25 protein-coding genes and 1 pseudogene are annotated in these 26,381 nt (G+C 45.7%); 13 read left to right on the top strand and 13 right to left on the bottom strand.

What is annotated here, in order from left to right:
- Window positions 1-174 precede the first annotated feature (174 nt).
- Entirely contained in the window at window positions 175-1,185 is a 1,011-nt protein-coding gene (locus AC3WU2_RS22410; protein ID WP_492457208.1) for a serine hydrolase domain-containing protein, read from the bottom strand.
- A gap of 147 nt (window positions 1,186-1,332) precedes the next feature.
- Here AC3WU2_RS22410 and AC3WU2_RS22405 point away from each other — a divergent pair, with 147 nt between their 5' ends.
- Window positions 1,333-2,208, top strand: coding sequence for a GNAT family N-acetyltransferase (locus tag AC3WU2_RS22405; protein WP_492457207.1), 876 nt, complete (start codon window positions 1,333-1,335; stop codon window positions 2,206-2,208).
- A 53-nt stretch (window positions 2,209-2,261) separates the two neighbouring features.
- Here AC3WU2_RS22405 and AC3WU2_RS22400 read toward each other — a convergent pair whose 3' ends face one another.
- On the bottom strand, window positions 2,262-2,903 hold the full coding sequence (locus AC3WU2_RS22400) for a hypothetical protein (protein ID WP_492457206.1): 642 nt from the start codon (window positions 2,901-2,903) through the stop codon (window positions 2,262-2,264).
- Window positions 2,904-3,105: 202 nt separating this feature from the next.
- Here AC3WU2_RS22400 and AC3WU2_RS22395 point away from each other — a divergent pair, with 202 nt between their 5' ends.
- Complete coding sequence (locus tag AC3WU2_RS22395; RefSeq protein ID WP_492457205.1) at window positions 3,106-4,782, top strand: copper amine oxidase N-terminal domain-containing protein; 1,677 nt, start codon at window positions 3,106-3,108, stop codon at window positions 4,780-4,782.
- On the opposite strand, the pseudogene AC3WU2_RS22390 reads toward AC3WU2_RS22395, so the two are convergent.
- Window positions 4,760-5,049 (bottom strand): annotated as a pseudogene (locus tag AC3WU2_RS22390) (hypothetical protein); the annotation flags it as partial. The gene AC3WU2_RS22395 and the pseudogene AC3WU2_RS22390 overlap by 23 nt on opposite strands.
- A 140-nt stretch (window positions 5,050-5,189) precedes the next feature.
- On the opposite strand from AC3WU2_RS22390, the gene scfA reads away from it, so the two are divergent.
- Both scfA and scfB read left to right on the top strand, forming a co-directional pair.
- On the top strand, window positions 5,190-5,339 hold the full coding sequence (gene scfA, locus AC3WU2_RS22385) for a six-cysteine ranthipeptide SCIFF (protein ID WP_083927148.1): 150 nt from the start codon (window positions 5,190-5,192) through the stop codon (window positions 5,337-5,339).
- Window positions 5,340-5,428: 89 nt separating this feature from the next.
- Entirely contained in the window at window positions 5,429-6,820 is a 1,392-nt protein-coding gene (gene scfB, locus AC3WU2_RS22380) for a thioether cross-link-forming SCIFF peptide maturase (RefSeq protein WP_492457236.1), read from the top strand.
- Between the two features lie 81 nt (window positions 6,821-6,901).
- Here scfB and AC3WU2_RS22375 read toward each other — a convergent pair whose 3' ends face one another.
- The 5 genes from AC3WU2_RS22375 to AC3WU2_RS22355 form a co-directional block, all read right to left on the bottom strand.
- A complete protein-coding gene (locus tag AC3WU2_RS22375; RefSeq protein WP_492457204.1) occupies window positions 6,902-8,032 on the bottom strand; it encodes a beta-ketoacyl-ACP synthase III in 1,131 nt (376 codons plus the stop codon).
- 126 nt (window positions 8,033-8,158) lie between these two features.
- Window positions 8,159-8,707, bottom strand: coding sequence for a cupin domain-containing protein (locus tag AC3WU2_RS22370; RefSeq protein ID WP_492457203.1), 549 nt, complete (start codon window positions 8,705-8,707; stop codon window positions 8,159-8,161).
- A 156-nt stretch (window positions 8,708-8,863) separates the two neighbouring features.
- Entirely contained in the window at window positions 8,864-9,232 is a 369-nt protein-coding gene (locus AC3WU2_RS22365) for a DUF1259 domain-containing protein (RefSeq protein WP_492457234.1), read from the bottom strand.
- Between the two features lie 142 nt (window positions 9,233-9,374).
- Window positions 9,375-9,857 carry an ureidoglycolate lyase gene (locus AC3WU2_RS22360; protein WP_492457202.1) on the bottom strand — a complete coding sequence of 161 codons (483 nt, stop codon included), beginning with the start codon at window positions 9,855-9,857 and terminating at the stop codon, window positions 9,375-9,377.
- A 32-nt stretch (window positions 9,858-9,889) separates the two neighbouring features.
- A complete protein-coding gene (locus tag AC3WU2_RS22355; protein ID WP_492457201.1) occupies window positions 9,890-10,849 on the bottom strand; it encodes a carbohydrate kinase family protein in 960 nt (319 codons plus the stop codon).
- A 193-nt stretch (window positions 10,850-11,042) separates the two neighbouring features.
- Here AC3WU2_RS22355 and AC3WU2_RS22350 point away from each other — a divergent pair, with 193 nt between their 5' ends.
- The 5 genes from AC3WU2_RS22350 (at window position 11,043) to AC3WU2_RS22330 (ending at window position 16,409) form a co-directional block, all read left to right on the top strand.
- Window positions 11,043-11,876, top strand: a complete 834-nt coding sequence (locus AC3WU2_RS22350; RefSeq protein ID WP_492457200.1) for a BtpA/SgcQ family protein — start codon at window positions 11,043-11,045, stop codon at window positions 11,874-11,876.
- 106 nt (window positions 11,877-11,982) lie between these two features.
- Window positions 11,983-12,714 (top strand): GntR family transcriptional regulator, encoded by a 732-nt coding sequence (locus tag AC3WU2_RS22345; RefSeq protein WP_492457199.1) that lies wholly within the window; start codon window positions 11,983-11,985, stop codon window positions 12,712-12,714.
- Between the two features lie 253 nt (window positions 12,715-12,967).
- On the top strand, window positions 12,968-14,293 hold the full coding sequence (locus AC3WU2_RS22340) for an amino acid permease (RefSeq protein ID WP_492457198.1): 1,326 nt from the start codon (window positions 12,968-12,970) through the stop codon (window positions 14,291-14,293).
- A gap of 40 nt (window positions 14,294-14,333) precedes the next feature.
- Window positions 14,334-15,482: a hypothetical protein gene (locus AC3WU2_RS22335; RefSeq protein WP_492457197.1), complete on the top strand. Its 1,149-nt coding sequence runs from the start codon at window positions 14,334-14,336 to the stop codon at window positions 15,480-15,482.
- 15 nt (window positions 15,483-15,497) lie between these two features.
- Window positions 15,498-16,409, top strand: a complete 912-nt coding sequence (locus AC3WU2_RS22330; protein ID WP_492457196.1) for a carbohydrate kinase family protein — start codon at window positions 15,498-15,500, stop codon at window positions 16,407-16,409.
- 422 nt (window positions 16,410-16,831) lie between these two features.
- Here AC3WU2_RS22330 and AC3WU2_RS22325 read toward each other — a convergent pair whose 3' ends face one another.
- From AC3WU2_RS22325 to AC3WU2_RS22310, 4 genes are all read right to left on the bottom strand, one after another.
- On the bottom strand, window positions 16,832-17,401 hold the full coding sequence (locus tag AC3WU2_RS22325; protein WP_492457195.1) for an SF0329 family protein: 570 nt from the start codon (window positions 17,399-17,401) through the stop codon (window positions 16,832-16,834).
- A 166-nt stretch (window positions 17,402-17,567) separates the two neighbouring features.
- On the bottom strand, window positions 17,568-18,089 hold the full coding sequence (locus tag AC3WU2_RS22320; protein WP_492457194.1) for an ankyrin repeat domain-containing protein: 522 nt from the start codon (window positions 18,087-18,089) through the stop codon (window positions 17,568-17,570).
- 91 nt (window positions 18,090-18,180) lie between these two features.
- Window positions 18,181-19,044 carry a helix-turn-helix domain-containing protein gene (locus tag AC3WU2_RS22315; RefSeq protein ID WP_492457193.1) on the bottom strand — a complete coding sequence of 288 codons (864 nt, stop codon included), beginning with the start codon at window positions 19,042-19,044 and terminating at the stop codon, window positions 18,181-18,183.
- Window positions 19,045-19,207: 163 nt separating this feature from the next.
- Entirely contained in the window at window positions 19,208-20,128 is a 921-nt protein-coding gene (locus tag AC3WU2_RS22310; RefSeq protein WP_492457192.1) for an RluA family pseudouridine synthase, read from the bottom strand.
- Window positions 20,129-20,424: 296 nt separating this feature from the next.
- Between AC3WU2_RS22310 and AC3WU2_RS22305 the strand changes: the two genes are divergently transcribed.
- Window positions 20,425-21,405: an ABC transporter ATP-binding protein gene (locus AC3WU2_RS22305; protein WP_018756290.1), complete on the top strand. Its 981-nt coding sequence runs from the start codon at window positions 20,425-20,427 to the stop codon at window positions 21,403-21,405.
- Entirely contained in the window at window positions 21,402-22,520 is a 1,119-nt protein-coding gene (locus tag AC3WU2_RS22300; RefSeq protein ID WP_492457191.1) for an ABC transporter permease, read from the top strand. Before AC3WU2_RS22305 ends, AC3WU2_RS22300 begins: the two co-directional genes overlap by 4 nt.
- 61 nt (window positions 22,521-22,581) lie before the next feature.
- Here AC3WU2_RS22300 and AC3WU2_RS22295 read toward each other — a convergent pair whose 3' ends face one another.
- Complete coding sequence (locus AC3WU2_RS22295; RefSeq protein ID WP_492457190.1) at window positions 22,582-23,445, bottom strand: alpha/beta fold hydrolase; 864 nt, start codon at window positions 23,443-23,445, stop codon at window positions 22,582-22,584.
- A gap of 220 nt (window positions 23,446-23,665) precedes the next feature.
- On the opposite strand from AC3WU2_RS22295, the gene AC3WU2_RS22290 reads away from it, so the two are divergent.
- Both AC3WU2_RS22290 and recQ read left to right on the top strand, forming a co-directional pair.
- Window positions 23,666-24,439 (top strand): TioE family transcriptional regulator, encoded by a 774-nt coding sequence (locus AC3WU2_RS22290; protein ID WP_492457189.1) that lies wholly within the window; start codon window positions 23,666-23,668, stop codon window positions 24,437-24,439.
- Between the two features lie 140 nt (window positions 24,440-24,579).
- Window positions 24,580-26,379, top strand: a complete 1,800-nt coding sequence (recQ, locus tag AC3WU2_RS22285; protein ID WP_492457188.1) for a DNA helicase RecQ — start codon at window positions 24,580-24,582, stop codon at window positions 26,377-26,379.
- Window positions 26,380-26,381 lie beyond the last annotated feature (2 nt).

The following is a 26,381-nucleotide window of genomic DNA, read 5'->3' as shown; positions in this document are numbered from 1 at the left end:
AAGGCAGTAATTGATCTCTCGAATCCCCGTAGATAAAATGCACCATTAGCGTTGTATACTGTTGCGTGAATGCCACGGTTCGAAGGCCGGAGGGGTTTGGCTGCAGAGCATACCTATGCTGATGGATATCAGGCATCTTCGAAGGGATGAACTGTGACGGAATCGCCAAGTTATTCATTCTAGACAGCTGAGATTGTAATGCACTTCGGTTCTCGGGAACAAGCCGTTCTTGTCTAAGCGATCGAAAATATGCTCATAAATTAAATCGAGTAGGGTCTGCAATTGATTCATACTCTGGAAGCTTGATGTTGCTGCAATCACAAGCTTCTGTTCAGGCGCAACAAAACAAAGCTGTCCAAAGCCACCATCCCCCCGATAACACCCACGTCGACACAGATGGATCTGGTAGCCGTAGCCTTGTGCGGAATCGATACGCGTCGCGCCTAAGCGGTTATCGCTTTGTTCGGACGTCGCAAGCCGAATGTACTGCTCGGAGAGTATTCTCTTCCCTGCGTAAACGCCTTGATCTAAGAGCATGAGGCCAATCTTCGCGATGCTCTCCGTCGATAGACTTAACCCCATTCCGCCAGCGGTCATCCCTTTCGGACAGGTTTCCCATGTGGGTCGTGGTATTCCTAATGGATCAAACAGTGTCGGCATAAGAAAATCTATTACATTTTGCCCCGTGACTGTCTCCAAAATGGCGGCCAACATATACGTAGAATGCGTGCTATAACGGTAATGCGTTCCAGGCTCATGTTCGATCTCTAAGGATAAAAAGGCGCTCACCCAGTCCTCTTCTGGCGCAACAGCAGCATAAATATCCTCATCGTGTCCCACGTTCATGGACAGTAGATGGTGTATCATCATCTTCGATAAATTCGGTGAAATAGGATCAGGAAGTCGCTCTGGAAAGAAAGATATGACCTTATCTTCCAAACTTAATAGACTGTGATCCCAAGCGATCCCCACAGCAAGGGAAGTGATGCTCTTACTCAGTGAAAATAACAACTGCGGACAATCTAGCCGATAAGGGTAGCGCGCGAATTTCGAGGTAACGTTGCCGTCTTGTATCAAAATAAATGTATTTACGGCTAAACTTTGTTTTTCGATTGCAGCGTAAAAATGGGTTAGAGCTTGTGAAGAAAGTCCGTGATTCTCCGGGTAATCGTTTGGTAGGTCCAATCCTTTCACCTCCCTTTACCTATTGATTTCGATATTCTACCTGATACGACCTTCCAAGTGTCTAAAACAAATATAATTAAACTCTGCCTATGTATATCACATTGGTGTGATACCATGATCTTGACGAGAGTGAAGGGAGGAATATCCGTGCAAAAACCTCGATTTGTGAAGGATTATAAACATGACGAAGTGCTTAGGAAGAGTTTCTCAGAGCTTGCTCATCGTACGTTTGAGATAAGCTTTGAAGAATGGCACCAGAAGGGCTTTTGGAATGAACGATACATTCCGTATTCATTTGCGCAAGGGGACCAAGTGGTTGCAAATGTCTCGGTGAACCTACTTGATTTAGTGATAGATGGTGACAAGAAAAGCGCGATCCAAATCGGAACCGTTATGACACATCCGGACTTCCGAGAACAAGGGTTGTCCACAAGCTTAATGAACAATGTGATAGAAGATTATGAGAACCAATATGATGTCATGTATCTTTTTGCGAATGATTCGGTTCTTGATTTCTACCCGAAGTTTGGGTTTGAAGCTGTAGAAGAACATCTGTTTACGATGGACTTTACCCCGAGGGAACTTGAGCCTACCGGAATTCGAAAACTGAATGTAAGCCAAGCGGAGGACCTGCATTTGATCTATCAATTCGTATCAGAGAGATTACCGGTTTCAAAGTGTTTAGGAACAGACCACACGCAAGGGATTTTCATGTTTTATGGTTTGAACGTTTTTCGTGAGGATATGTATTACCTGGAAGAAGAGCATGTCATTGTGGTGTATAAGAAAGAGAATCATCATATGGATGTTTTCGATATGGTCCACACACAGGAGATTCATACGCAAGATATACTTACGAAGATCGCAGGGCGTGATACGAGGAAAATAACATTTCATTACACGCCTGATGATCCTGATCTCGTATTGAATAAGGCTAGCTATTCGGGAGGTCTATTTGTAAGAACGAATGGTGACCATCATTATCCGGTACATGTTAAACATCCGATGACATCGACAGCTTAATACGTTAGGTAGAGAGGGGGGTGGTGCCCCTCTTTGTTGTATCCGCGTGTTATTTATTGTCTAAGAGGATAAATGAGCTCAATGTGCTGTTCGGAGACGAGGCCTTCATATAACGCATGATTATGATCTGCACCTAAAATGCATAAAATTCGTTTCCCAGCGTGCAGCTTGGTCGCGTTCTTGATTCGCTGAATCATGATGAGGTGTCGACACACCCACCGGAAGAGATGCGCTTGTGGATTGATCTGTTCTAACCATTCGTATTTTTGCTTCGTAATCGTGTCATAAGCTGCACCATTTAACGGAATCACACTTGTATCCCATGTTGACAGTTGTCTTTGGAACCATTGTTCCAGCTCAGCATTCAATGCTTGTCTTTGAATTTCATCGAAGGGTTGAAACGGGTCGAAATCCATCCATACATCAAGCTCGACCCAATCAATGGGGACAAAATCGAATGATTTCTCTTCACAGAGAGGAAAGATTAAATCCCAATATTCACTGGCAGGCTCTCCCCAATACCCTTGATGCGTAGGATCTTGTAGATATTTCTCCCAACTCGCAGGAAGTACCTCCCCACAAATCACATCCGGATTAAACTCCATTATTAACTCCTGAATGAAGTCTAAAGATAAATTGTATTTCTCTCGAAGTACAGGATCATGAGTCACACCGAGGATGCCTAACGTTGTCATATGCGTTCCTCCCACATTTAAAAGTAATTTAATACATATTAAATTAGATGTTTGTTAAATTACATACTATGGGAATAGGGATGAATTGTCAATCAAAACAATTCGGGATTTTCCCAGCTTTTTAGGGATGATTATAGGTCTGTTAGGTACAATTATTAAATAAAATGATGGGGTATCCAAAAGGAGGAAGGAGAGAAATGCGTTGTTAGAGATTAGGAATAAGAATCTGTTCATCATTTTGATGGGTATCATCATGCTTGCGACCATATGGCTACTCGGCAAACCGTCCGTTGCAGAAGCCAAAGGTGATCGGATCGAAGTGTATGTAGATCAGCAGCCGGTTACGTTTACTGTTCAGCCGCTCATGCGGAATGGCACGACCTTGGTACAGCTTCGTCCGCTGTTCGAGTCGCTAGGGATTGAGATAACGTGGGATGCCAAGACGGAGACGGTTAGCGGACAAAAAGAGAGTAAGACATTCGCGCTGAAACTTAACAGCCATATGGCTCTGATTGATGGGAAATCGGTTGCGTTAACAACATCGGGAACGACGGTGAATGGTCATACGTTAGTACCGCTGCGTTTTGTTGGGGAAGCGACGGGTGCGGTAGTAGGTTGGAACAGTGATCAGCAATTGATAAGTATTTATAGTGAGGCGTTTATTCAGCAATCCGGGCTAACGAAGGCTGCTGCTCAAGAAGAAGTCAATAAAGGGGTTCCGACCGGCGGGCAAGGCGTGCCTCGGAATTTCTATGCCCATTGGGAAATGGATGTCGGTGGACTTCGCGGGTGTCCTAATCTGTGCTGGGACTATTACTACTTCGTCAACGATACACAGGTGGCTACGGCATTCCCGGATGGCGGTATCGATGCACTCGACTGCAACCGTGATGCGTGTCTGTCTTATGAAATCAAAGGCAATACGATCACGCTGAACAATGGAAAATCGTATTCGTATAAAGTCATTTCGTATAAAGAGCTGGAGATTGATGGCGATAAGTATACCAAATATTCACCAGTCAGCGGGCTGAAGCTGCAAGGCAAATACGAATCTTTCAGCTATTCGTCGAGTACGCCCGGCAGTGGATTGGCATTCAATAAAGACGGGACCTTCGTGGACAGCAGCTTCATCGGCTTTACGTCTGACGGCTCAGATAGCGGCGATAAATCCGGCGTTTCCACCAGCGTTGGTTCAGAATCCAATTCCTCGGGAACCTATACGATTACGGACTATACGCTCTTGCTCAAATATAAGGATGGTACAACGAAAAAGCTCTTCTTCTTCTTGCCCGAGCAACCGAGCGTTAACATGCTGCGAATTGGCGGGCGTGACTTTCTGCTGAAGGACGAGAAGGGCAGCACCCTGAATCCGCAAGAACAACAGCCTTATTCCGATCTGCTAACGACGCAGAACATTGCCGAGAAGCAGGTGCTCTTCACCTTCGAGCCGAAGCGAAGCAATCAAGTGAGTAACATCAAGATTACGCTCGGAGGATATCAATGGGCTAAGCTAAAGATCGATGCAGCTCACAGCGACTCCTTCAAAGGGTTCGGTGATCAAGGAATTGTCGCTCTAACCGCGAAATACCGGATTCAGAATGCCTCGCCCGAGACCATCCGGCTCAGTGATTTATCCTTGATGCTCGCGCTGCCGCAATCCTCAGCTACAGTGAAGGCGACGCAAGCGTTAGCGCCCAAGACCAAGGAGGAACTAGAATCGGGAGAAAGTATAGAGACGATGGCGGTGTTGCTGGTACCTGCAAATCATTTTGACAAGAACAAGGATTTCGAACTGAGATTTGGTCCGTTGTTGGATGCGGAAGGGAAAGATTTATTTCAAGCGGATCGGATTACATTTAACATTTGGAAGAACTTATAGGGGCAACGTTAGAAGACACGGAAACAACCGCCGTGTCTTCTCTATGGTTAGATCGAACGGGCAAGAAGCCAGGATCGTCTATGCGGAAGGTTGGGTGGCTGCGACTGTGGCACGAAGCCCCGCCCCCGCGTATCCCTCAGCCCAGCTACCTCCGGAACTTTTATTATACCAAGCAATCTGATCCTGCTCTCCATATTGATAGGCCTTCGTTCCGGCTTTCTATGCATGTTGCCACTCTGCTTCGGTCGGAAGGCGATAGCCGTCTGACGGTGATTTAGATGTGATCTATTTGATTGACGTCCATCCGTGGTCGTTGTTACCCTTGTTAAAGGTAAAAAAAGTGAAATCATTCACATTGTTATCTTTATTGGTTTGAACGAATTGAAATGGCAGAGGAGTTATTCATGATGAAAAGAATCGTAACACTAAGCACACGAACACTGATGGATACCGCAAAACACGGCGGATGCGGCGCATGCCAGACATCTTGCCAGTCTGCTTGCAAAACTTCTTGTGGAGTAGCAAACCAGCGTTGTGAAAACGCAATGAACAAATAGGATTTGGAGTTCACCGCCCACTGCGCTGTAGATGGGCGGCTATTTTTTAACCCGTGTCAACATGTAGGCAAAGGAGCATGATTAGCAGTATGATTCATCAATATCAACTGAACGGATATAACATCGTCCTCGATACTTATAGCGGGTCGGTGCATGTCGTCGACGACTTGGCGTATGACATCATCGCGCTGTATGAGCAAGCGTCCCCAGACGAGATCATGTCCTTCATGCAGGAGAAATACGAATATGATCCGGCCATTTCCGAAGGGATCATTCGAGGAACCATCGCGGAGGTGGAGGAGCTGAGAAGCCAGGGGCTGCTGTTCACCAAGGATCCGTATGAAAATCTCTCGATCGATCTGAAAAATCGACAGACCTATGTGAAGGCGCTCTGCCTGAATGTCGCGCATACCTGCAATCTATCCTGCGACTATTGCTTCGCCAGCCAAGGGAAGTACAATGGCGATCGGGCAATAATGAGCTATGAGGTTGGACAAAGAGCCATCGATTACTTACTGGAACATACGGGACATCACCGAAACCTAGACATTGACTTCTTCGGCGGAGAGCCGCTGATGGCTTGGACCGTGGTCAAGCAGATTGTGATGTATGCGAGAAGCAAAGAGAAAGAATACAAAAAAAAATTCCGCTTCACCTTCACGACGAATGGCATGCTGTTGAACGATGAGGTCACCGAGTTCTTAAATCAGGAAATGTACAATGTCGTATTAAGTTTAGATGGCAGAAAAGAGGTTCATGACCGACATCGCACAACCGTGACTGGAAAAGGTAGCTATGATCATATCGTACCGAAGCTCCAAGAATTCATCCGACAGCGTGGAGACCAAGAATACTATGTGCGGGGAACCTATACGCGCAACAATATCGATTTCACGAATGACATCTTCCATATCGCAGACCTTGGTTTTGATAAAATTTCGATGGAACCGGTCATCTGTGACCCACGGGAACCCTATGCACTGACCAAGGAGGATCTTCCGGAGATTTACAATCAATACGAAATTCTCGCCAAGGAAATGATTGAGCGCGGTGAACAAGGCAGAGGGTTTACCTTCTATCATTACATGCTCGATCTCTCGGAAGGTCCTTGCATACAGAAGCGAATCACTGGCTGCGGATCAGGTACTGAATATCTCGCGGTCACGCCATGGGGCGAACTGTTCCCTTGTCACCAGTTCGTAGGAGATGAAGCGTATAGCATGGGGAACATTTGGGATGGCATAACGCGACCGGTGCTGCAATGCCAATTTAAAGAGAACAACTGCTACTCGAAGCGGGAATGCAAGGATTGCTGGGCTAAACTCTACTGCAGCGGCGGCTGCCCTGCCAATGCATTGCACGCGATGGGTACCATGAACGGCATCTATGACTTCAGCTGCGACATCTTCCGCAAGCGAATCGAATGCTCCATGATGGCGAAGGTTGCTGAGTCGATGCGAGCGATGGAGAATCACGGTTAGATCCATGCAAGAGGGGCTCTACAGTCAAAAAATGACGGAGGAGCCCCTTTTCTTGTGAAAAAATTTAATAGAATGATAGCATTATGCAGGGCCTACGACGGTTAACATCATGATGGAGGTCTGGAATCGACCGCTCTCGGGTACGATGCACATCACTTGTTGGTCTTCTGAGAGATGGCCTTCGTTGAGCAGCTCTTCCAGCATGATATAGATCGAAGCTGCAGCCGTATTCCCCTTCGTATATAAATTCGTGAACCACTTCTCATTCGGAATCGTCACCCCGCCAGCCTCTAACAAGCGGAAAATTTCTTCCTTGAAGAAATGCGAAGAATAATGGCAGACCATCCAATCAATCGCGTCGGGGTCAATTCGGCCTTCCTTCACAAGCTCCAAGAACCGATTCGATCCGACCGTTGTAATTTCATTAACCAGCCTTACGTCTTGCTTCAGGTTAAGCGCGCCGCGATCCGCTGCTTCATGAATGGACGCATAATCTAGCCAGGAAGGAATGCCGTCCTCCTTGCTCATGCCAGAATACATGCAGACATCATATTGATTCGCATACGACTTGTTATCGATCCACTCAATACGCAGCGATAGTCCCTTAGCGGAAGGCTTATTTTGCAATATGGCAGCGCCTGCGCCATCCGACAGCATAAATCGTAGGAAATCGGTGTCGAATGGAACTCGGCCGTTGCTATAAATACGCTGCGCTTCAAATTTGGTATGTTTGAATTCACGGCTCAGAAATTCGCTAGCACAAGCAATTGCGGCTTCATGCTCTCCCGATTTCACTTGGAGATAAGCAGTCTTCATCGCTTGCATACCGCTCGCACACAAGCCCGCATGCGAAGAGACTTCCATCACCGGCAGATCGGCTTCCGCATGCACCATGCTGGCGAAGCCGGGGAGGAGCATGTCGGCTCTCGTCGTGCCTGTCGCCAGGAATCCGATATTTTGGGCGGAGACATCTTCGTTTCGCTCCAGTGCGTCGCGGATGGCGAGCGCTGCCATCTCTGCATTCGTGTACAGGCTTTTTTGCTCTTTATCCATCGCATAATAGCGAGAGCGAATTTGATTCTTCTCGAGAATAATGCGCTTGGTTTTTGAAGATTTGCCGCCAATTTTGCCAAGATAATCTTCGATCTCTTCGTTGCTGACAGGGGAGCCGGGTAGAAACTTGCCGATACTTGTAATGTAGACTGAATGCATAAGAACACCTCACGTAGAATTATGTATATAATTGTTAATTATTATCGAAATTCTATTAAATGTAAAGTATTGGAATTCGTAGCTAAGCGATACGTAGAACAAAAAAAAGAGGGGACGGATTCCCCTCTATGAGTGTTCTGAAGCCATGGCCACCGCTTTCGTCTCATGAATTGTTCCGAATGGATGCTCAGGTGGCGCGTAGATCGTGTAAACTTTAAGCGGTTTATTCCCTGTATTGATGACATTATGCCATTTCCCGGCAGGGACCATAATGGCATAGCCATCGTAGGCGTTTTGATGAAAATCTAATTGATCCTTGCGATCTCCCATCTGGACGAGTCCTTGACCATCTTCAATGCGTATAAATTGGTCTGTAGTCGGATGGACTTCCAAACCGATGTCGTCTCCAGGATTGATGCTCATAAGCGTTACTTGCAAGTGTTTCCCTGTCCATAAAGCGGTGCGGTAGTTATTGTTCTGCTTGGCTGCTTGATCAATATTCACGACAAACGGATAGGGTCCATAATCTTTCAATACAATGTCTCGATAATAAGCATCCCAGTTGCCGTTCCAATGATAATAGGGTTGATTCCAAGGGTTAACCCACGGGTTGTTATGCCAGCTGCTAGGCATCGGATGGTGCCATGGATATTGACAGTATGATCTAGGGTACATCCTCAATCTCCTCTCATGATTTCATTCACCATGTATCCTATGCTAGTGCCTATCTATCGTTGTGAAAAATGGGCAAGAGCCCAAAAAGGAAGGGGTTATCGCTCCTCTTTACGGTATCTGTCAACAGCGTGTCCTATAGCCATCCTTCTCAACCTTTTATCTATGAATAGAATCTAACGCTCGCTTCACTTTCCTTGCGAAAACAAGTGGTCTATCGACTGTTTCAATATTGATATAAATCAAGCGGGGCCGCTCGAATAACCATTCGTTATGGACAGACGTAACTTTTATGCCTTGATTGCGAATAGCCGCGATGAATTTATTGACTTCTTTCTCTAAGAATGCCGCTCTACCTAAACAAAGTGCTCTGCCCGTTCTTTTATTTAATGATTCGAACGAGAAAGAGGACGTTACGCGAAATCTTTTCCCTAGAATCGTTGCTTTGATGTTATTTCGATTGATGGTCGAGACGCATTTTCCGCCGGCAAAGCCGGGTTGTCCACCGATTGAGTACTGGAACAGGATGGAAACGGTGTACGGCCTAGTGAAGAAATGAACGACCGAAATACATAAAGAGGAGGAGGGGGGCTATCTCTCTATTGACGAAATCCAATAAAAAACCACGCCCCTAGGACGTGGTAGATTAAGCGGATATGCAAGCTTCTGTTTATTCAACGTGAATTGAACCACCAACAATCGGTTGCCACTCCGTAGGCTCGTTCTTATAACATAATGCCATCCAATAATAATGGGTTGGTCTCGTTAAGCCATGCGCAGAACTGTGCCATACCCCGCGATGAAGAACGGCAACTTGTCCAGGACGAAGAATGACAGGAATAACATCCTTAGCATTTGGTGCGTTTTCTTTGGAGGCAGGAGCAACTAAGAACACAATCGGCTCATCCTGGCAAAATAAAGCTTCTTGTGTATGCATGTGACGTTCCATTTCATGGGTTGTAAAAGGAACCCCAGTGCCTAACGTAAACCCAAGGCTTCCTAAAGAATCAATCACTGGAATTGCAGTGTTTGTGTCTTCCCAGCCGTCCCCTGAGCTTTGGTTCAACCAGCCTGTTCCTTCTGAGGGCGATTTCATGTTGTAAAGAATACCAAAATACGAAAAATCGATAGAAGTAATTTCTACAGGCTTCATAATGACATCAACCTTTCTATGGGTGGGATAAGTTAATGTAAAATATGAAAGCGATCCATATTGTCGCTATGTTCTTGGATGAATTCGAATACGGCATCGATTCTGCATGCGCCAGCTCTGCCACCCATGATGGTTACTGCACGAGCTGCTGCAAAGTTCGCAAATTCGGCTGCAAGTTGAATGTTTTGCGTCCGGCTATAAGCGTATAGGAATGAACTGCAGAACGTATCGCCAGCCCCGGTAACATCGGTTACAGGAACTTGAATCCCTTTAACGACAACTTCGCTTTGTTCAGTAAAAATACGACATCCTTCTTTGGCATACGTAACAACAATCATACGAATCCCTTTGCTAAATAATCGCTGGTTCGTCTCTTCTTCGGATTGACTGCCCATTAAGTTACGGAATCCAATTTCATTGACGAATAACGTATCCACATACGCGAAGAGCTGCTCTTCATCGGGCTGAAGGTCAGCAACGTCCAGATCGCACCATATTTCGGAACCGCTTTCTTTCGCTTTTGCAAGAATGCCTGTGACGTCTAGCTCACCGCAAGTTAGCGGTTTTAACTCGCAGAAGTTTGAATAGATGTAATCCGCTTGGCAGATTGCGTCCAGCGTTTGCTTCGGAATTTCTAACCGCTGAATGCCCATTGTAGGAATAAAGACCGTATGTTCATTTTCGGAGAGAATAATGATTGTCTTCGCGTCAGGCAAGGAGTCATCTTGGATCATGTAGCTCGTATCGATCCCGGCTTCGCTTAAATTGTCGCAGAGCTGTTCGGAGATATATCCACCGTTAAGTGCCGTTAAGAATTTAGTAGGCTGCCCATAGCTTGCATACACGCTAGCTGCATTCGCGATCATGCCGCCCATCTGGGATGGAAGGGTATGGACAATTATCTTCTCGCTTAGCTTCGGAAAGTACGCAGCTTGATAGTATTCATCCAAAGCGATGTCTCCAATAAAAAATGTATAACCCTGATTGTTCATAGGTAGAGCTCCTTTGCTATGAATTTCGAGGTAAGTATAACATGATCATTTCATACATACAACATGTTAATACGACATAATAACTGTTAGTACAACTTTGCGGAAAATCGATTGACGACATATATAAGACGTGTTAAGATGTGTTAAGAAAACAGAAACAAAAAAGTTCACAAACATAGAGGCCTCTATTGTTATGAACGTATGTAGACGGTTATTGCAACCGGTTTCTTTTGCAACAACCTACACATTTGACAACTTAGCTGTAGAAAACGGCGGATTGGAGTGTAAGATGAGTGCCAAAGGCAACTTTCTAGATTTATTTGGTAGCAAAAAACCGATTATGGGCATGCTACATTTAAAAGGCGGCGAAAACGGCGACATGCTGGAGATCGCTAAAAAAGAAATTGATCTACTAATCGATAATGGAGTAAATGCTGTCATCGTAGAGAACTATTTTGGTTCAGTAGAAGATGTAGCAACCGTTCTGGAATACATTCAGCGCGAGAAGAGCGATATAGTGTATGGCGTGAATGCGCTTGATCATGACGCTACTGGTTTCGAGTTCGCGAACAAGTATGGTGCGAAGTTCGTACAGCTCGATTCTGTTGCGGGACATCTGACACCCGAAGAGGATGCTATTTTCCATGAGAAGATTACTGCTTGGCGTAAAGAATCATCGGCTTTCGTCATGGGCGGCGTAAGATTCAAATACCAACCATACAATTCCGGTCGTTCCTTACAAGAGGATTTGGAAATTGGTATGACCAGATGTGATGCGATTGTTGTGACAGGGGACGGCACGGGCATGCAAACGCCGATGGAAAAAATCAAGGAGTTCAGAGGGATCATTAAGGACTTCCCGCTAATTATCGGAGCTGGTGTGACACCTGAGAATTGCGCAGAGCAATTTGTAATCGCAGATGGTGCTATTGTTGGAAGTTATTTCAAAGATAACTATACCGATAAAGGGAATATGGATGCCTCGCATATCCGTGAATTGATCAATGCGGTTGAAGCTTGCAGGTAATTGACGGGGTTGATCAAATATGGGATTATCAGTTTATCGGCTAGAAGGACAAGGGATTGGCCGAAATTCATATTTGATCGAAGGATTAAAGGAGCAGTAACGGATCATGGATAATAAATTGTTAGAAGCTGATCATGTGGTACCTCTGTACCAGCAGCTCTATAATACAATTCGTGAGAAAATTGCAACAGGGGAATATCAATCAGGTCAACGCATTCCATCGGAAGCCCAGCTTAGTGAAACCTACAATATTAGCCGAATTACCGTGCGAAGCGCGCTGAAGAAATTGGTTGAAGACAATGTTCTAGTGAAGCGGCATGGCAAAGGCACCTTCGTATCGATGCCAGAATATGTGGAAAGTGTCGGTGCAGGTGGGAGTTTTACGGCGTCTTGGCAGCAGACGGATGAGGTTCCAAGCACGAAGATCTTATCCAAGCAATGGATGCATGCGACGAGTAAAATTGCCAAGCGGTTGGATATAGGAGAAGGCTCCCAGATCGTTCATATCAGACGCTTGCGTTTAATTAATGATCTGCCGGCAATTCTGGAGGAGGATTACTTCTTACCCGAATTTGATTTTCTGCTGGATATGGAGTTGGATGATAAATCAATCCTAGAAGTTATCCGAAATCACACGGGTATTGTGGCGAAGGAATTTAACGATGTCTTCGAAGTGAAATCCGCGACCAAGGAACAAGCGGTACTTCTCGAGTGCAAGAGTGGAAATCCATTACTGCGCGTGAGCCAGACGATTTATACGGAAAAGCTGAACATCTTATATTATAACGAAGAGTATATCAGAAGTGATCGTTATAAATATGCCATCCGTTCCTATTGATAGGACGGACTAATGCTCAAATTGAAAAAGCCCTGCAGGGACAGGACTTTTTCAATCAGACATTATGAATCATGTATTAGAATACCCAAGGGCAAATCGTGTAATTGATGTGAACCATCTTTCTGAAAAATGGCGCATGAATTAGATGCTTATTTGTTATGCGCAAAAATCGAAAAACGATGAGTAAAATGTTGCGAAATTCCAGTCATTTCATTTAAACAATTGTACTTCATTATACAGGGAGTGGGTAAAAATGTCAAGTCATATGGAGAGAAAATTGGGACTAGCTCCAGCGATTGCGTTATCCGTAGGAACAACCGTTGGTGCAGGGATTTTCATCTCAATCAGTGAAGTAGCAGGGGCGTCAGGTTCTGCGCTATTTACATTATTGGCATTTCTAATCGGCGGACTGCTCATGATTCCACAGAATCTAGTCCTGGCTGAATTAGCGACGGCTTACCCGGAAGACGGCGGTAATTACATCTATATCAAAAAAGCGGGTTGGCGTAGGTTAGCCTTCCTAAGCGGATGGGCTTCTTTCTGGGCGAATGATCCAGCGGCTATTGCGATTGTATCGCTCGCTGCGGTTCAATATATTGCATTTGTACTGCCAGTCGGCGGAATAGCGGTTAAATTTATTGCTGTTGCATTCATTATACTGTTCATGATGCTTCATATCCGTACGGTAGAGGGTGGCGGTAAGTTCCAAGCGATCATTACGTTTATCAAAATTCTTCCGTTCTTCGTTATGATCGGGATGGGATTATTCTATGTAAGAGGCGATTTGATTACAGCGCCAGCTATGGCTGCAGCGCCGGTAGGAATTGCTGCTCTATTAGCCGGGATCTCGGCAACAAGCTGGTCGTTCGACGGTATGGGTGCCGTTACGTATATGACAGGCGAGATTAAGGATCCGAAGAAGACCATGCCGCGCGCGTTGATCAGCTCGGTTATCATCATTATTGTCTTGTATGTCTGTTTAACTTTCGTTGTAACGGGTGTGTTGCCTTTCGATCAATTGGTGAATTCCAAGGCACCGTTAGCTGATGCGGGAGCAGCGATTCCGCTGATCGGTAGTGTCTCGGGAACATTTATTGCCATTTCAGGGATTGTCGTTATTCTAGGAGCATTGTCCGGCACGATTATGTTCCAGCCGCGTCTAGAATATGCTATGGCGAAAGACGGCATGTTCTTTAAAAGCTTTGGTAAAGTGCACAAAAAATATGGTACACCTTACTTCTCCATGATGGCGCAATGTTTAATTGCAATTGTACTTATTTTCTTATCGAATATTACCGAATTGCTAGGTTACTTTACTTTCGTATTGCTCTTGAAGAATACGCTTACATTCGCTACGATTTTCGTTCATCGTAAAAAGCCAGATTATAACCCATTGTGGAAAGCACCAGCATGGCGCTTGATGGCGGTCGTGTCGATTCTGACAAGCTTGATTCTCGTTGTATCTACCTTTATGTGGGCAGCTATTCCAAGTCTCATTACAGGTCTGATTGTTGTGGTGACAGGGCTCCCTGTGTACTATTTCTGGGAGAAGTGTAACAAGAATAATCCCAATCAATAAGAGCAATCGACGAATATGGATTTGAAAGGGTGATCTTCGGATGCATTATTCAACGTATAAAGCAGAACTGTTCGACGAGCAACAACAGGGGAAGATGGAGGAATTCGTTACAGCCTATGGCCTTGAAGGCATGGAAATTTTCATGGATGATGTGCTTTCCAGAGATCAAGACTTAAGCGAGCATCAGGCGTCGACCCTCAGTCAACTTCGAGCGTTGCAGGTGAAAAGAGTTCATTGCTCCTATTGGGCGTACCCAACGAGCTTCCTGACGAAAAACAATTTTCAAGAATTATTCGAGCGGTTCGGCAGTCAGGAGGAAGTCGCAAATTATTATGGCGACCTCACCGGTGAACATATGTTCAGAAGATGGGCGCAGGAATATCAGATCGCTACGGAGCTGCAAGCGCAAGCGTATACATTCCACCTGATTGACTATGCGCCTATAGATGGCAAATGGGAATTTACGATTTCTAAGGCGGATATTCGCCAAGCGATGATCTATATGACGCAGCAGTTACTCAACTATTTAATGGATCATGGTCTGCTTACGGAGCATTCCCCGCTCATTGAGGTGGAGAATGCGGGATGGGGATTGGAGCATGGTCTGCAGACTGTGGAAGACTTCCATTTGATGTACAGTCAACTGTATGATCCGCTAGGTAAAGTGAAGATCGGATGGGATATCAACCATCTATTGCATGCGGTAGGTTATGATGAGCAGCTTGGTCGTGCGCGCTTCTTCTTGCCTGATGTTGAGGTGACGGATGAGATGGCGGCGTTGCAAGAACGCTATGGCCGTGACCAGGCCGTGTTCACGATGAAATGGTTGGAACACAATATTTTAGATCAAAAATTAATCGATCGTGTGAGCTGCATTCAGTTGTCGGATTGCGTTATGAAGACGGTCGAATATTTTAGCAACGGGAAATTAACAGGTCATTATTATGATGAATTGATGTCGCTCGAGAACTGGGAGGATCAAGAGAACTATGGGGTCAATATTGTATTGTCATCCTATGATTCGCATGTACCGCTAGGTGACGGTGTGCTTGATCCTTCAAGTGTGAAGGAGATGCTCGTTAAGCTGCGTTCGATGAATCCGAATACGGTCATCTTGCATGAACTGAAGAACAGTACGGATCAGGATGCAGCATTACGGAAGCAGCTTGATCGTCTGGATCTACGATAAGGAGATGATATTGGGATGAAATATATCGTAGTAGGCCCTACCATTGTGAACGATATTCAATTTGCAGACGGCAGCCAGAGTAAGGGGCATATTGGCGGCGCGGTTTTCAGTCTCGAAGGGATCAAGTTATGGGAAGATGATTGCCTTTATGTATCGAATGTAGGCGAAGACTTCTCGAAGTACTATGGTGAATGGATGGATGCTAATCATCTCTCCTATAAGGGACTGAACTATATTCTGCCGCATACGGAGTATACGACGTTAGTCTATGGCGAAGCAGGGCTTCACGATGAGGTGTCCATATACAGCGAGGAGATTGAGCAGCAGATCGCGCAACTGGACAAGCGGACCGCGGAGCAAATTGCAAGCCATTGTAGTGCGGATACGAAAGGCATCTATATTGAAGCCTCCGAGACAGATACGGTATGGGATCAGTTGGACCTCATTCAAGCGAAGAGCCATACGAAGATCATGTGGGAAATTCCGACCTCTGCGGCCATGCAGCCCGAGCGAAGAGATCAAGTGATGGCGACGATTAAGAAAGCAGGACTCTATTCGATTAACCTGCCGGAAGGGATGAGTTTATTCCAGACGAGCGATGAAGCGTCAACGGTGGAGGCGATTATCGCATATGGTGTGCCATGCTTTTTCAGAGTAGGAAGTAAAGGCTCGTATATGATTAGTAACGGTCAGGCCGCATTTGCCCCAAGTCTGACAGTAGGTGAAGTGGTCGATGCGACTGGATGCGGGAACTGTTCGACTGCTGCCGCACTTTATGCGTATTGCGAGGGCTTTGCTCCGAAGAAAATCGCAGCGATGGCCAATACTGCAGCAGCATACAACCTCTTACAATATGGTCCGTATCCTGTCATTTCAGAAGCAACCAGAGCTGAAGCACTGCAGCTCCTTGAAGAACAAATGAACTAAAAAAGAGCGAGAGTCGCCCTTGAAACGATGATTCGTTGGAGGCACTCTCGCTTTTTTTTTACTGATAAGGTTATACCGAATGCTTCTCTGGCGGAACTAATCTTTCCTCACCAGCAACACGATGCACTCCACATGTGACGAGTGCTGAGTGTAGCACATTACGATTTTAGCAAAATCAACGAAAAAAGAGAGGTATTTTTTTTGTTCGAAATCAACATTGTGTGATAACAGACTCAACACAAATAATTTATCTAATTCTAGAGCGCCTAAAGTGAATTGCAAGTCTGATCATTGATGAGTTAATAGAGGATCACTTCATCATTAATAACACAATCGTTACCGCTTGCGCTCTAGTTGCATGGGCATCGGAAATCGGTGATCGCCTTTTTCGCTTTGCAGGACTGGAGGTAAATGAGTTATTTTTATAACGTACTAAGCCGTAATTCATAAAAATATTGCACAATTGGATGCTTTAACTTCATCTTCTCGTTCATGTTTAAAATTCGCTTTTTTCCAACTCGTCTGTCTACCAAAGCTAATATATTCAATAAGATATCATTGCTCTCCATGCTTTCCTCTATAGAAATGGATAAAAAATTAGTAGCAACAACTATAAAATTTGATTTACTTAATGATGATTGTGCTGACAAAAGCTCCTTTGCATATTCTGATATTTTTCTACTTCTTGCAATTACTTTTAGACGATCCTCCGGAACTGTTCCCTTGGTGTCTTTTCTAATCGCTTCAATTTCTTCATCGTGGATAGGAATTTGGATAGCTGAATCATTCTTAATTTCCAGCTCCGTCTGATACCATCTGATTAAGGTAGTTTTATCACTCATATTGAGTACGTTCTTTTTATCTACCGCAATATAACAAAGTCCTGCTTTATCAGGTAAATAACGGTAGCTGGTTGCACGGTATTCGACCCTTCCATATAACGCAGGACTGAGAAAACCCTCTAGTTGCTGTTTCAATTTGCTCCAGGCCATGTAGTCCTCCTATGTTCTATATAATAAATACCTATTAAGGCAGTTGTTCTATAACCTGAAAAAGGTCGCCAATACACCTCCGATATTAGTCTTTCCCGACTAACAGTGAGCAGCACTCCACATGTGTTGAGTAGACAGTGTGAGCAAGCTATACTACTCGAAAAAATTAGAGTATCGCTCCATTTTGGCGAAGAAATTCCGCTACGTTATTGTTACCTTGATTAATTGCAAGAGACAATGCAGTTTCTCCACCTTCGGTTCCAGCGTTAACATTGGCTCCATGTTCGATCAATAAGCGAATAATTTCTAGGTTATCGTCATGGAATGCAGCAGTATGCAGACTAGTATGACCATTGCTGTCGTTAATATTTGTCTGCGCATTATGAGTTAAGAGCAGTCTGATTACATCCACGTTACGCTCCCCCGCTATTGCTGCATGCAGTGCTGTATTCGAAGGAATGTAAGATATCTTGGAATGAGATATTGCATCAACATTTGCACCATTATTTAGCAATATCTCTACTACATCTTTGTTACCAAAATGTGCCGCATATCCCAAAGGCGTAAGCCCAGCTCCATTTTCCGTATTTGCAAGGTGCGGGTGAGATTCTAAAATGTCTTTTATCCGTGAAGCATCACCTGACTGAGCCGCTTGAAATACATCATCAATGATTTGTGTTAACTCCATTCATTTAGCCTCCATTTCGATTGTTTTATGCGATGTAAATACGGGTTGTACTTAAATTATAACTACAGTTTGAAAACTTACTTCTTGAAAATCACTTTTTTTGACGGAACTGCGAAGGGGTCATAGAAAAACGTTTGGAGAATAGACCACTAAACGAACTAGGACTTTGAAATCCAACTTCTAAACAAATATTTGTTATGGACTTATCTGTTTGAAGTAGAAGCCTTTTAGATTCTTGAAGCCTTCTTTCAGTTAAATATTGATGAGGAGACATGCCGAACAATTGCTTGTAACTTCTAAGAAAGTGGTTTGGTGATAAACAAGCAGCTCTAGCCGCATCCGCTAGGGTTATTGATTGATCAAAGTAAGCAGAAATAAACTCATGACCTATATGTATTCTTTTATACAATTCCTCACGCGTTGAGGCTCTTAGGGACTGAAGTTTCAATATTTCGTTATTAACCTGTCGATGAACCTTTAGTAGCCCATGTGCTAATTTGTATAACTTTTCTTCCAGCCATGTTATATCAAGAGACTTATTTGTATATTCAGACTTAATTTGAAATAAAGTGGTGGCTAACCATTTATCGTTATACGTTTTCTCAACAAAATCAACTGACATTTGTTTTGGTAAGTCTGGGCCATCTAATAGTTGCTCATTTGATGCCATTATACTATGATAGACCTCTTCAACCATCATCTCAGGGAAAAAGATACAAAAGGATTCCACAGGAACCTCTGATTCAATGGTAATTGAGTACTCCTGACCTTGATTAAGCAAAAGATAGTTTCCTTCATCAACAGCAAAGTGCCCACGACCAGCATGATAGAACGCACGTCCATTTCTAAATGTTTTAATTGATAATGCGCCTTTACCCTGCCAAAAATAATTCTTGCTCCTGGCATGGAGAATCGGACTATAGCTCTGCATACTCTTATTATTTATTGGCATCATTTCCACCTAATCAATGAAATATGTTGTATATATTTTTTCTGGATGGATGATCCATTTTCCTGCTTTGATCACTTATGGCAGCAGGCTAACCGCCGCCTAAACTGAAATCCTTGATTACAAAAGGAAAGACACGGACAATGATATCCGTGCCTTGAATAACAGATTAAGAAGGAGATTGTCGGAAAGGGTTAAGAAACGATTTGGGGATGTTGGATTCAAACCGTAAGAGCTGACCTTTCGTCGGATGCATAAAAGCTAATACACGTGCGTGAAGACCGAGTCGATGAATGGCCTTAGAACGCGAACCATATTTTTTATCGCCTACAATGGGATGCCCTAGATCTTGCATGTGGACGCGAATTTGGTTTTTTCTCCCCGTTTCGAGATGGACCTCTAATAAGCTGAAGTTTTTATTGGATTGCATAACTTTGTAATGGGTCACAGCGTGTTGACCGTCATTTGGGCGAGAACTGGAATACATTTTTAGTGTGCTGCTCTCTTTTAGCCAGGACGAAATGGTGCCTTCCGGTTTCTTGACTTGTCCTTCCACCAAGGCAACGTAGGAACGATCCTTCACACTTTCCTGCCAGGAGTTCTGTAGCAATTGCTGGACTTTCTCGCTCTTGGCGAACATCATGACACCAGACGTATCCCGATCCAGCCGATGCACGACGAAAATTCTGCCTTTGGGGTCTTTACTTCGAACGTGACTCGTTAGCTGTCGGTAAGCTGTCATTTCATTTTCTTGGGGAGAAGCGATCGACAGCAAACCCGCATCTTTCTGGATGACAATAATGTCCTCGTCTTCATGTAAAATGGTCAGGCCGACGAGCTGCGGCTCCTCCGCAACTTTATCTTTATTGATCGTAACTGTTTGTCCGGGCACGAGGGGACAATTGTATTCCGTTACGACCCGACCGTTGACCGAGACCTGCCCACGAGCCAGTATAGATTTTACAGCATTGCGGCCAAGGTTGGACTGTTTATGTAATAAAAAAGGCAGCAGCTCTGCCGGTTCTTTGACTGTATATTGACTAATATTGGGGCGCTTGGTTTTCGGGGAGTTCTTTTTGTGATGTTGCATGCGTGAGACCACCTTTTTTCTGCTTTTAACGATACTTTTCTACATATCTCTGGGACTCACTATACCATGAAGGGCGTGGAATTGCTATGAATGCGGAGTCACACCTGAACGGACGGAATTTGCGGCTTCCCGTTCATTTCGGGGGAGGTCCTTACAGATGGTTGCACTCGCCAGGGCGTTCGTCCAAGGTTAGAATAACTTCTTATAAATTCTGAGTTGTTCTCTTGTAGCTGGAAAGTGTGCGTATTATACTATACGAGGTAAAGTTTGGTAAATCTCATGAAGGAGGGGACCAGGTGACTTCGAATCTACAGCAGCATAGCGATCAAGGTGAGACGATTATTGATGTGCAAGGACTGCGCAAACGATATGGTTCCTTTACAGCAGTGGACGGCATCGATTTTCAAGTGCGCAGAGGCGAGATTTTCGGCCTTCTCGGACCGAATGGAGCAGGGAAGACGACGACGATGGAGATGATCGAAGGTCTTCGGCAGCCCGATGAAGGCAGTGCGAAGGTTGCGGGATATGACACCCGCACGGATCTTGGCAAGGTGAAGACGGTAATCGGCGTACAACTGCAGTCGACTTCGCTATTCGAGCTCTTGAAAGTGAAGGAAATTACGAAGATGTATGCCAGCTTCTATGAGCATACGGTGCCGATTGGCCCTCTGCTCGCGAGTGTGACGCTGGAAGAGAAGCTCAATGACCGGGTGAAAAATTTATCGGGTGGGCAGAAGCAGCGTCTTGCCATCGCATTGGCACTCGTGAACGATCCACAGATCGTGTTCCTTGATGAACCAACGACAGGACTCGATCCACAAGCACGACGTACCCTCTGGGATATTATTCTGAAAATGCGCGATAACGGCAAAACCGTCGTCATCAGTACGCATTACATGGATGAAGCTCAGCTGCTCTGTGATCGGATTTGTCTAATGGATCAGGGGAAAATTATTGCGCTCGATACACCACGGAACCTCATTTCGAATATGAACTCGGAGAGTGCAGTTGAATTCCGGATACCTGAAGAATTGCAATGGAACGATGAGCGGAAGGAAAATCTGCTGAGTGAACTGCAGCAGTTGAGTGGCGTACGCATTGCGGAGTTCCGCAAGGACACATATGTGCTCTATACAGACGATCTTCAACAGACGCTGACGGACTTCATTGATCATTGTAAAGCGCAGGACATTCAATTCGCAGACTTACTAACACGAACAGCGACATTAGAAGATGTCTTCATCCATATGACCGGAAGGAGCTTGAGAGAAGAATGAGAGCCTATGGCCAATTAACGATCGCACAGCTCCGGTTATTCGGACGCAATAAGCAAGTGTTGTTTTTTACATTATTCTTCCCTGTCTTCTTTATGGTGATGTTCGGTTATTTGTTCAGCGGCAACGGCAGCCTGAGCATTTATGGCGGTCTTATTGATCTGGATCAGACGACAGAATCGAAGGCTTTCGTCGTAGCGCTAGATCAGCAGAAAGAAATTTTGAAGCTGGATAGCGAGACGCCTCAAGCCGATGCGATGGAGAAGTTGAAGCAAGGCGACAATCAGATGGTTATCGTCATTCCGAAAGGCTATGGGGATAAGCTGAAGGCGGCGATGGCCTCTACTGAGGCTGCCATTGCGGAGCATGGTATCGTCGAAGTGTATTATGATGAGACCCAGGCACAGAAGTCAGGGGCAGCATTAAATGCCGTGTCCCAGGTTGTCGATGGTATCAGTAAAAGCTTCCTGAAATATAATCCTGTGGTCACAATTGAGCCCAAAGGCATTGAATCCCTGAATCTGAAATATATCGACTTTCTCGTACCAGGGATCGTGGCGATGATGATCATGTCGAACAATTTGAACGGTGTAGCAGGGCAGATCGCTTCATGGCGGGAGCGCGGCGTATTACGCCGGATGCAGAGCACACCGCTCAAAGCATCGACCTTTATCGCAGCACAGATTACGGCAAGACTCATCTTAAATGGTGCACAGGCGTTAATCCTGTTGCTCATTGGTTCTATAGGTTTCGGCACGCAAATGAACGGGTCTTGGGCGCTGTTGCTCGGTTTTGTCATCATCGGGACACTGGCGTTCATGGCGATTGGATTCATTATCGCGGGACTTGCGAAGACACCGGAAAGTGCGGGCCCAATCGCAGGTTTTATCTCGTTCCCGCTAATGTTTCTCGGCGGAGTGTTCTTTCCGATTCAGAGCATGCCGGCATTCCTGCAGCCGATCATCAAGGCGCTTCCAATTGCGCATCTCAGTACGGCGCTTCGTCAGATCATGAACGTCGGTGCTGGCATTACCCAGTTATGGAGCGAAGGATTGCTGCTCTGCGCCTGGATGATTGTTGCGTTTATCGTGGCTAGCTTTACATTTAAGTGGGAATAGCATGACCCAAGAAGACCTCCATTCACATGACATCTGTGAATTGGAGGTTTTTACTTCATGGTTACAGCGTCCTATCTAACCAAGGACGTAGAATAGGCAGCACGCTCGCAGCCTGCATCGCTTGGGTGTGGTCGAGTCCTTCAAGCAAGTTGACGTCCCAACCGTAAGCCTCAATTTCTTGGCGTCGCTCTACCAGAGGTCCGCTGATGTCGACATGGACATCACCCCAATTTGGTCCGTAATCAATCTTGTCGGCGGTACCGGCAAAACACAGCCTTGGGCAGGAAATTGCCGATTGAACGGCACGGTCATCGAATGATTGTAGATGCTCGTACAAGGTGACGAACTGCCTAGTCTGTGCCTCGCTCATCGTCACATCGACATTCGACCAATCATAGTCGTCCGTATTGCCGTCCCATGCATCATTTGTTGTTGGTTCAGAACTTAACTTCTGCGGGGGCGCGATGGTCATCTCATGCGTCGCCCGTGTTACGGCCAGCATTTCCTTGTACGGCCCGTCGATCGGTGGGAATCCACCCATTATCAGTGCAGAGAGTCGGTTGGTTCGAATGGCGAGCTGCATACCACTTAGGGCAAGCCAGGAATATCCGTAATAAGCGAATGTATCTGTACCAGCTGCGCTTGCAATGGCTAGAAAATCTTTTGCAATGTTCGAGGGCGTTAAGGAATCAGGTTTCGCATGCTTGAATACATGACCTTCATAGTCGAAGGCGATGACGCGATAACGATCTCGAAGACCATCCACGATGGATCGGCCTAGAGCCGGATCGACGCCCCATTTCAACATCTCCTCCACCTGAGCTCCCTCATTGATTTGCGTATTGACGGGAAGAAGCAAGCTGGGACCTTCCCCGTAAATTTCGATTTCGATCAGATTTCCATCATGCATTTCTACTTGAATCATCGTAAGTCGTCCTCCTACCCTAATTAACGTATTCAAGCTCTACTCTACAACATTGATGCAAGTGAGAAGGTAGCGCCAATACGATCTTTTTAGAGCAGGGAATTTTCCTTATCAAAGATTCTTAAAGCACTTTAAGGTTTTAATTGAATGTTTGCATTGAACGATCGATTTGAGTTAACTTAATGATCAAGTATTCAAGCGAAGTGAGTGATTGCATGCGATGCACGGGAAACAATTTTACAAACCCATTGAGATTGCAAGAGAGCTTCAGATCAGCACAAGTGCATTAAGGCATTATGAATCCTGGGGAGTTATCCCTACTCCAGAACGTACGGAGAATGGCTATCGACAGTATACGAAGGTACACTTGTCGTATTTTCGTTGTCTTCGAGCATTGATTCCTGGATTCGGCTTTAAGATGACTTATGACGTGTTGCGCCAAATTCAGAATTCCGCACTTAACAACGCGCTCTGGTTAATTAACGAAGAGCAGTCCAAGTTGCTGGAGGAGAAGCGTATTGCGGAACAGACACTAACCCTGCTGCAAGATCCCCAATTAATGACCGTGAAAGATAAGCAGATCAAAGGCTTGATGACCATTGGCGAAGTGGCAGCGATGACCGATGTTCAGACTTCGGCGATCAGGCACTGGGAGAAGGAAGGGCTATTATCACCCATACGGAATCCTGACAACGGATATCGGCTCTATTCGCCATTGCATGTGAGACAAATTTTATTGATTAGCACCTTGAGGAAGACGGTGTATTACTTGGATAAGATGAAAGAGATCGTTCAAGCCGTTGAGCATCACAGCATAGAGAAAGCTACAGCAGTCGCCGAAGATGCACTACTTCGGATTCATCGGCGTAATCGGCAGCAATATACAGGCGTCCATCAACTGATGGAATTATGTAAGGAGATTGGGTTGATAGGGGATGAGGGGGATGCTCGTCACTCCATTCATCACACGTTCGATAAGGAGCGGGACCATTAGCTTCTGATCTAGCGGCAGGATCTTACCAGATCCCCTATGCAGGAAGCTGGGAAATATAGTGAGAAAACTTCTGTCGAAGTACTTTCAATTCTATTGTGGTAAAATAGAGAGATGAAGATCATGGTCATGGGAGAGATTACATGTTAGAGCAAGCTCAAAAAGCTTTGCAGCAATACTACGGATACCCGTCCTTCCGCGAGGGGCAGAAGAAGATTATTACGAGCCTCCTTGAAGGCCACGATACACTCGGCATTATGCCGACGGGCGGTGGGAAGTCGATCTGCTACCAGATTCCTGCGCTTCTCTACCCGGGAACGACGCTCGTAATATCCCCGCTCATCTCACTTATGAAGGATCAGGTAGATGCACTGAATACGGTAGGTATTTCAGCAGCATATATTAATAGTTCGCTGACGACACGGGAAGTCAATGAGCGGCTATCCGCTGCGCAGCGTGGTGAGCTTAAAATGCTCTATGTTGCGCCAGAACGGCTTGACTCCGATTGGTTCTGTCAGCGTGTCGAGTCACTGCAGATTTCTTGTGTTGCGATTGATGAAGCACACTGTGTCTCCCAATGGGGACATGATTTCCGGACGAGCTATCTCGCGATTGCGCCATTCGTACGAAACCTTCGGACAAGGCCGATCCTTGCCGCATTCACCGCGACGGCGACACCGGAAGTCACACAGGATATGGCGAGGCTGCTGGAGCTTACCGATGCGAATCTGTTCGTAACGGGATTTGGGCGCGACAATCTAGCGATGCAGGTGCTGCGTGGTGAGAACAAACGAGACTTCGTGATGAACTATGCGCAATCGCATGCATCGCAGCCTGGGATTATCTATGCAGCTACGCGTAAAGATGTGGACGAACTGCACACGGCGATGCATCGGAAAGGTCTGAATGTTGGTAAATATCATGCAGGGCTGTCAGACGAGGAGCGTGCGCACAACCAAGAAGCGTTTATTTATGATGATATTCGGGTGATGGTGGCAACGAATGCCTTTGGCATGGGGATCGACAAATCCAACGTGCGTTACGTCATTCACTATAATATGCCGAAAAATATGGAAGCCTATGTCCAAGAAGCGGGCCGGGCAGGCCGAGATGGCGAACCGAGCGAATGCATCTTGCTCTTCGGTCCGCAGGATATTATTACGCAGAAGTTCTTGATCGAACAGAACATGCAATCCCCGGAACGCAAGTCGAATGAATATCGGAAATTGCAGACGATGGTAGATTACTGCTATACGCCGAAATGTCTCAATATTGCGATTCTCGATTATTTCGAAGATCAGGGTGAGCGCAAGCCTTGCGGTCTTTGCAGTTCCTGTAAGGATGAACGGGAGCTCGTCGACATTACGATTGAGGCGCAGAAAATATTCTCCTGTATCCATCGTATGCGCGAACGGTTCGGCGTATCGATGATTGCAGGCGTGCTTCGAGGCTCAGCGAACAAGAAGGTGCTGCAATACCGGTTCGACCAGCTGCCGACCTATGGCGTGATGCGCAAATCGACGGACAAGGAGATCAGTGATCTGATCAATGTCTTGATCGCCGAAGGCTATCTGATGTTGGCTGAAGGGCAGTATCCGGTTGTCAAAATCGCTCCGCTCGCCGTTGAGGTATTGAAGGGTCAGCGCCAAGTGTTCCAGAAGGTGCACAAGCAGCCGGAAGCAAGGCCTGGCTCCATGGACGAGACCCTATTCGAGCAGCTTCGACTCATCCGCCGGGACTTGGCTGCGAAGGCCAAAGTGCCGCCGTATATTATTTTCAACGATGCGACGCTGCGTGAGATGGCTGAGCTCAGTCCGACGACCGAGAAAGCCATGCTGCGTATCAAAGGGGTCGGAGAGCAGAAGTTCCGTAACTACGGCGCGCCGTTCCTGCAATTTTTCCAAGAGAAGGGCATGCAGGAGAGCCATGGTTTTGAAGACTAGGT

The sequence above is a fragment of the Paenibacillus sp. EB106-05-06-XG162 genome (assembly GCF_058791655.1).
This window is presented reverse-complemented; position numbering and strand designations above follow the sequence as displayed.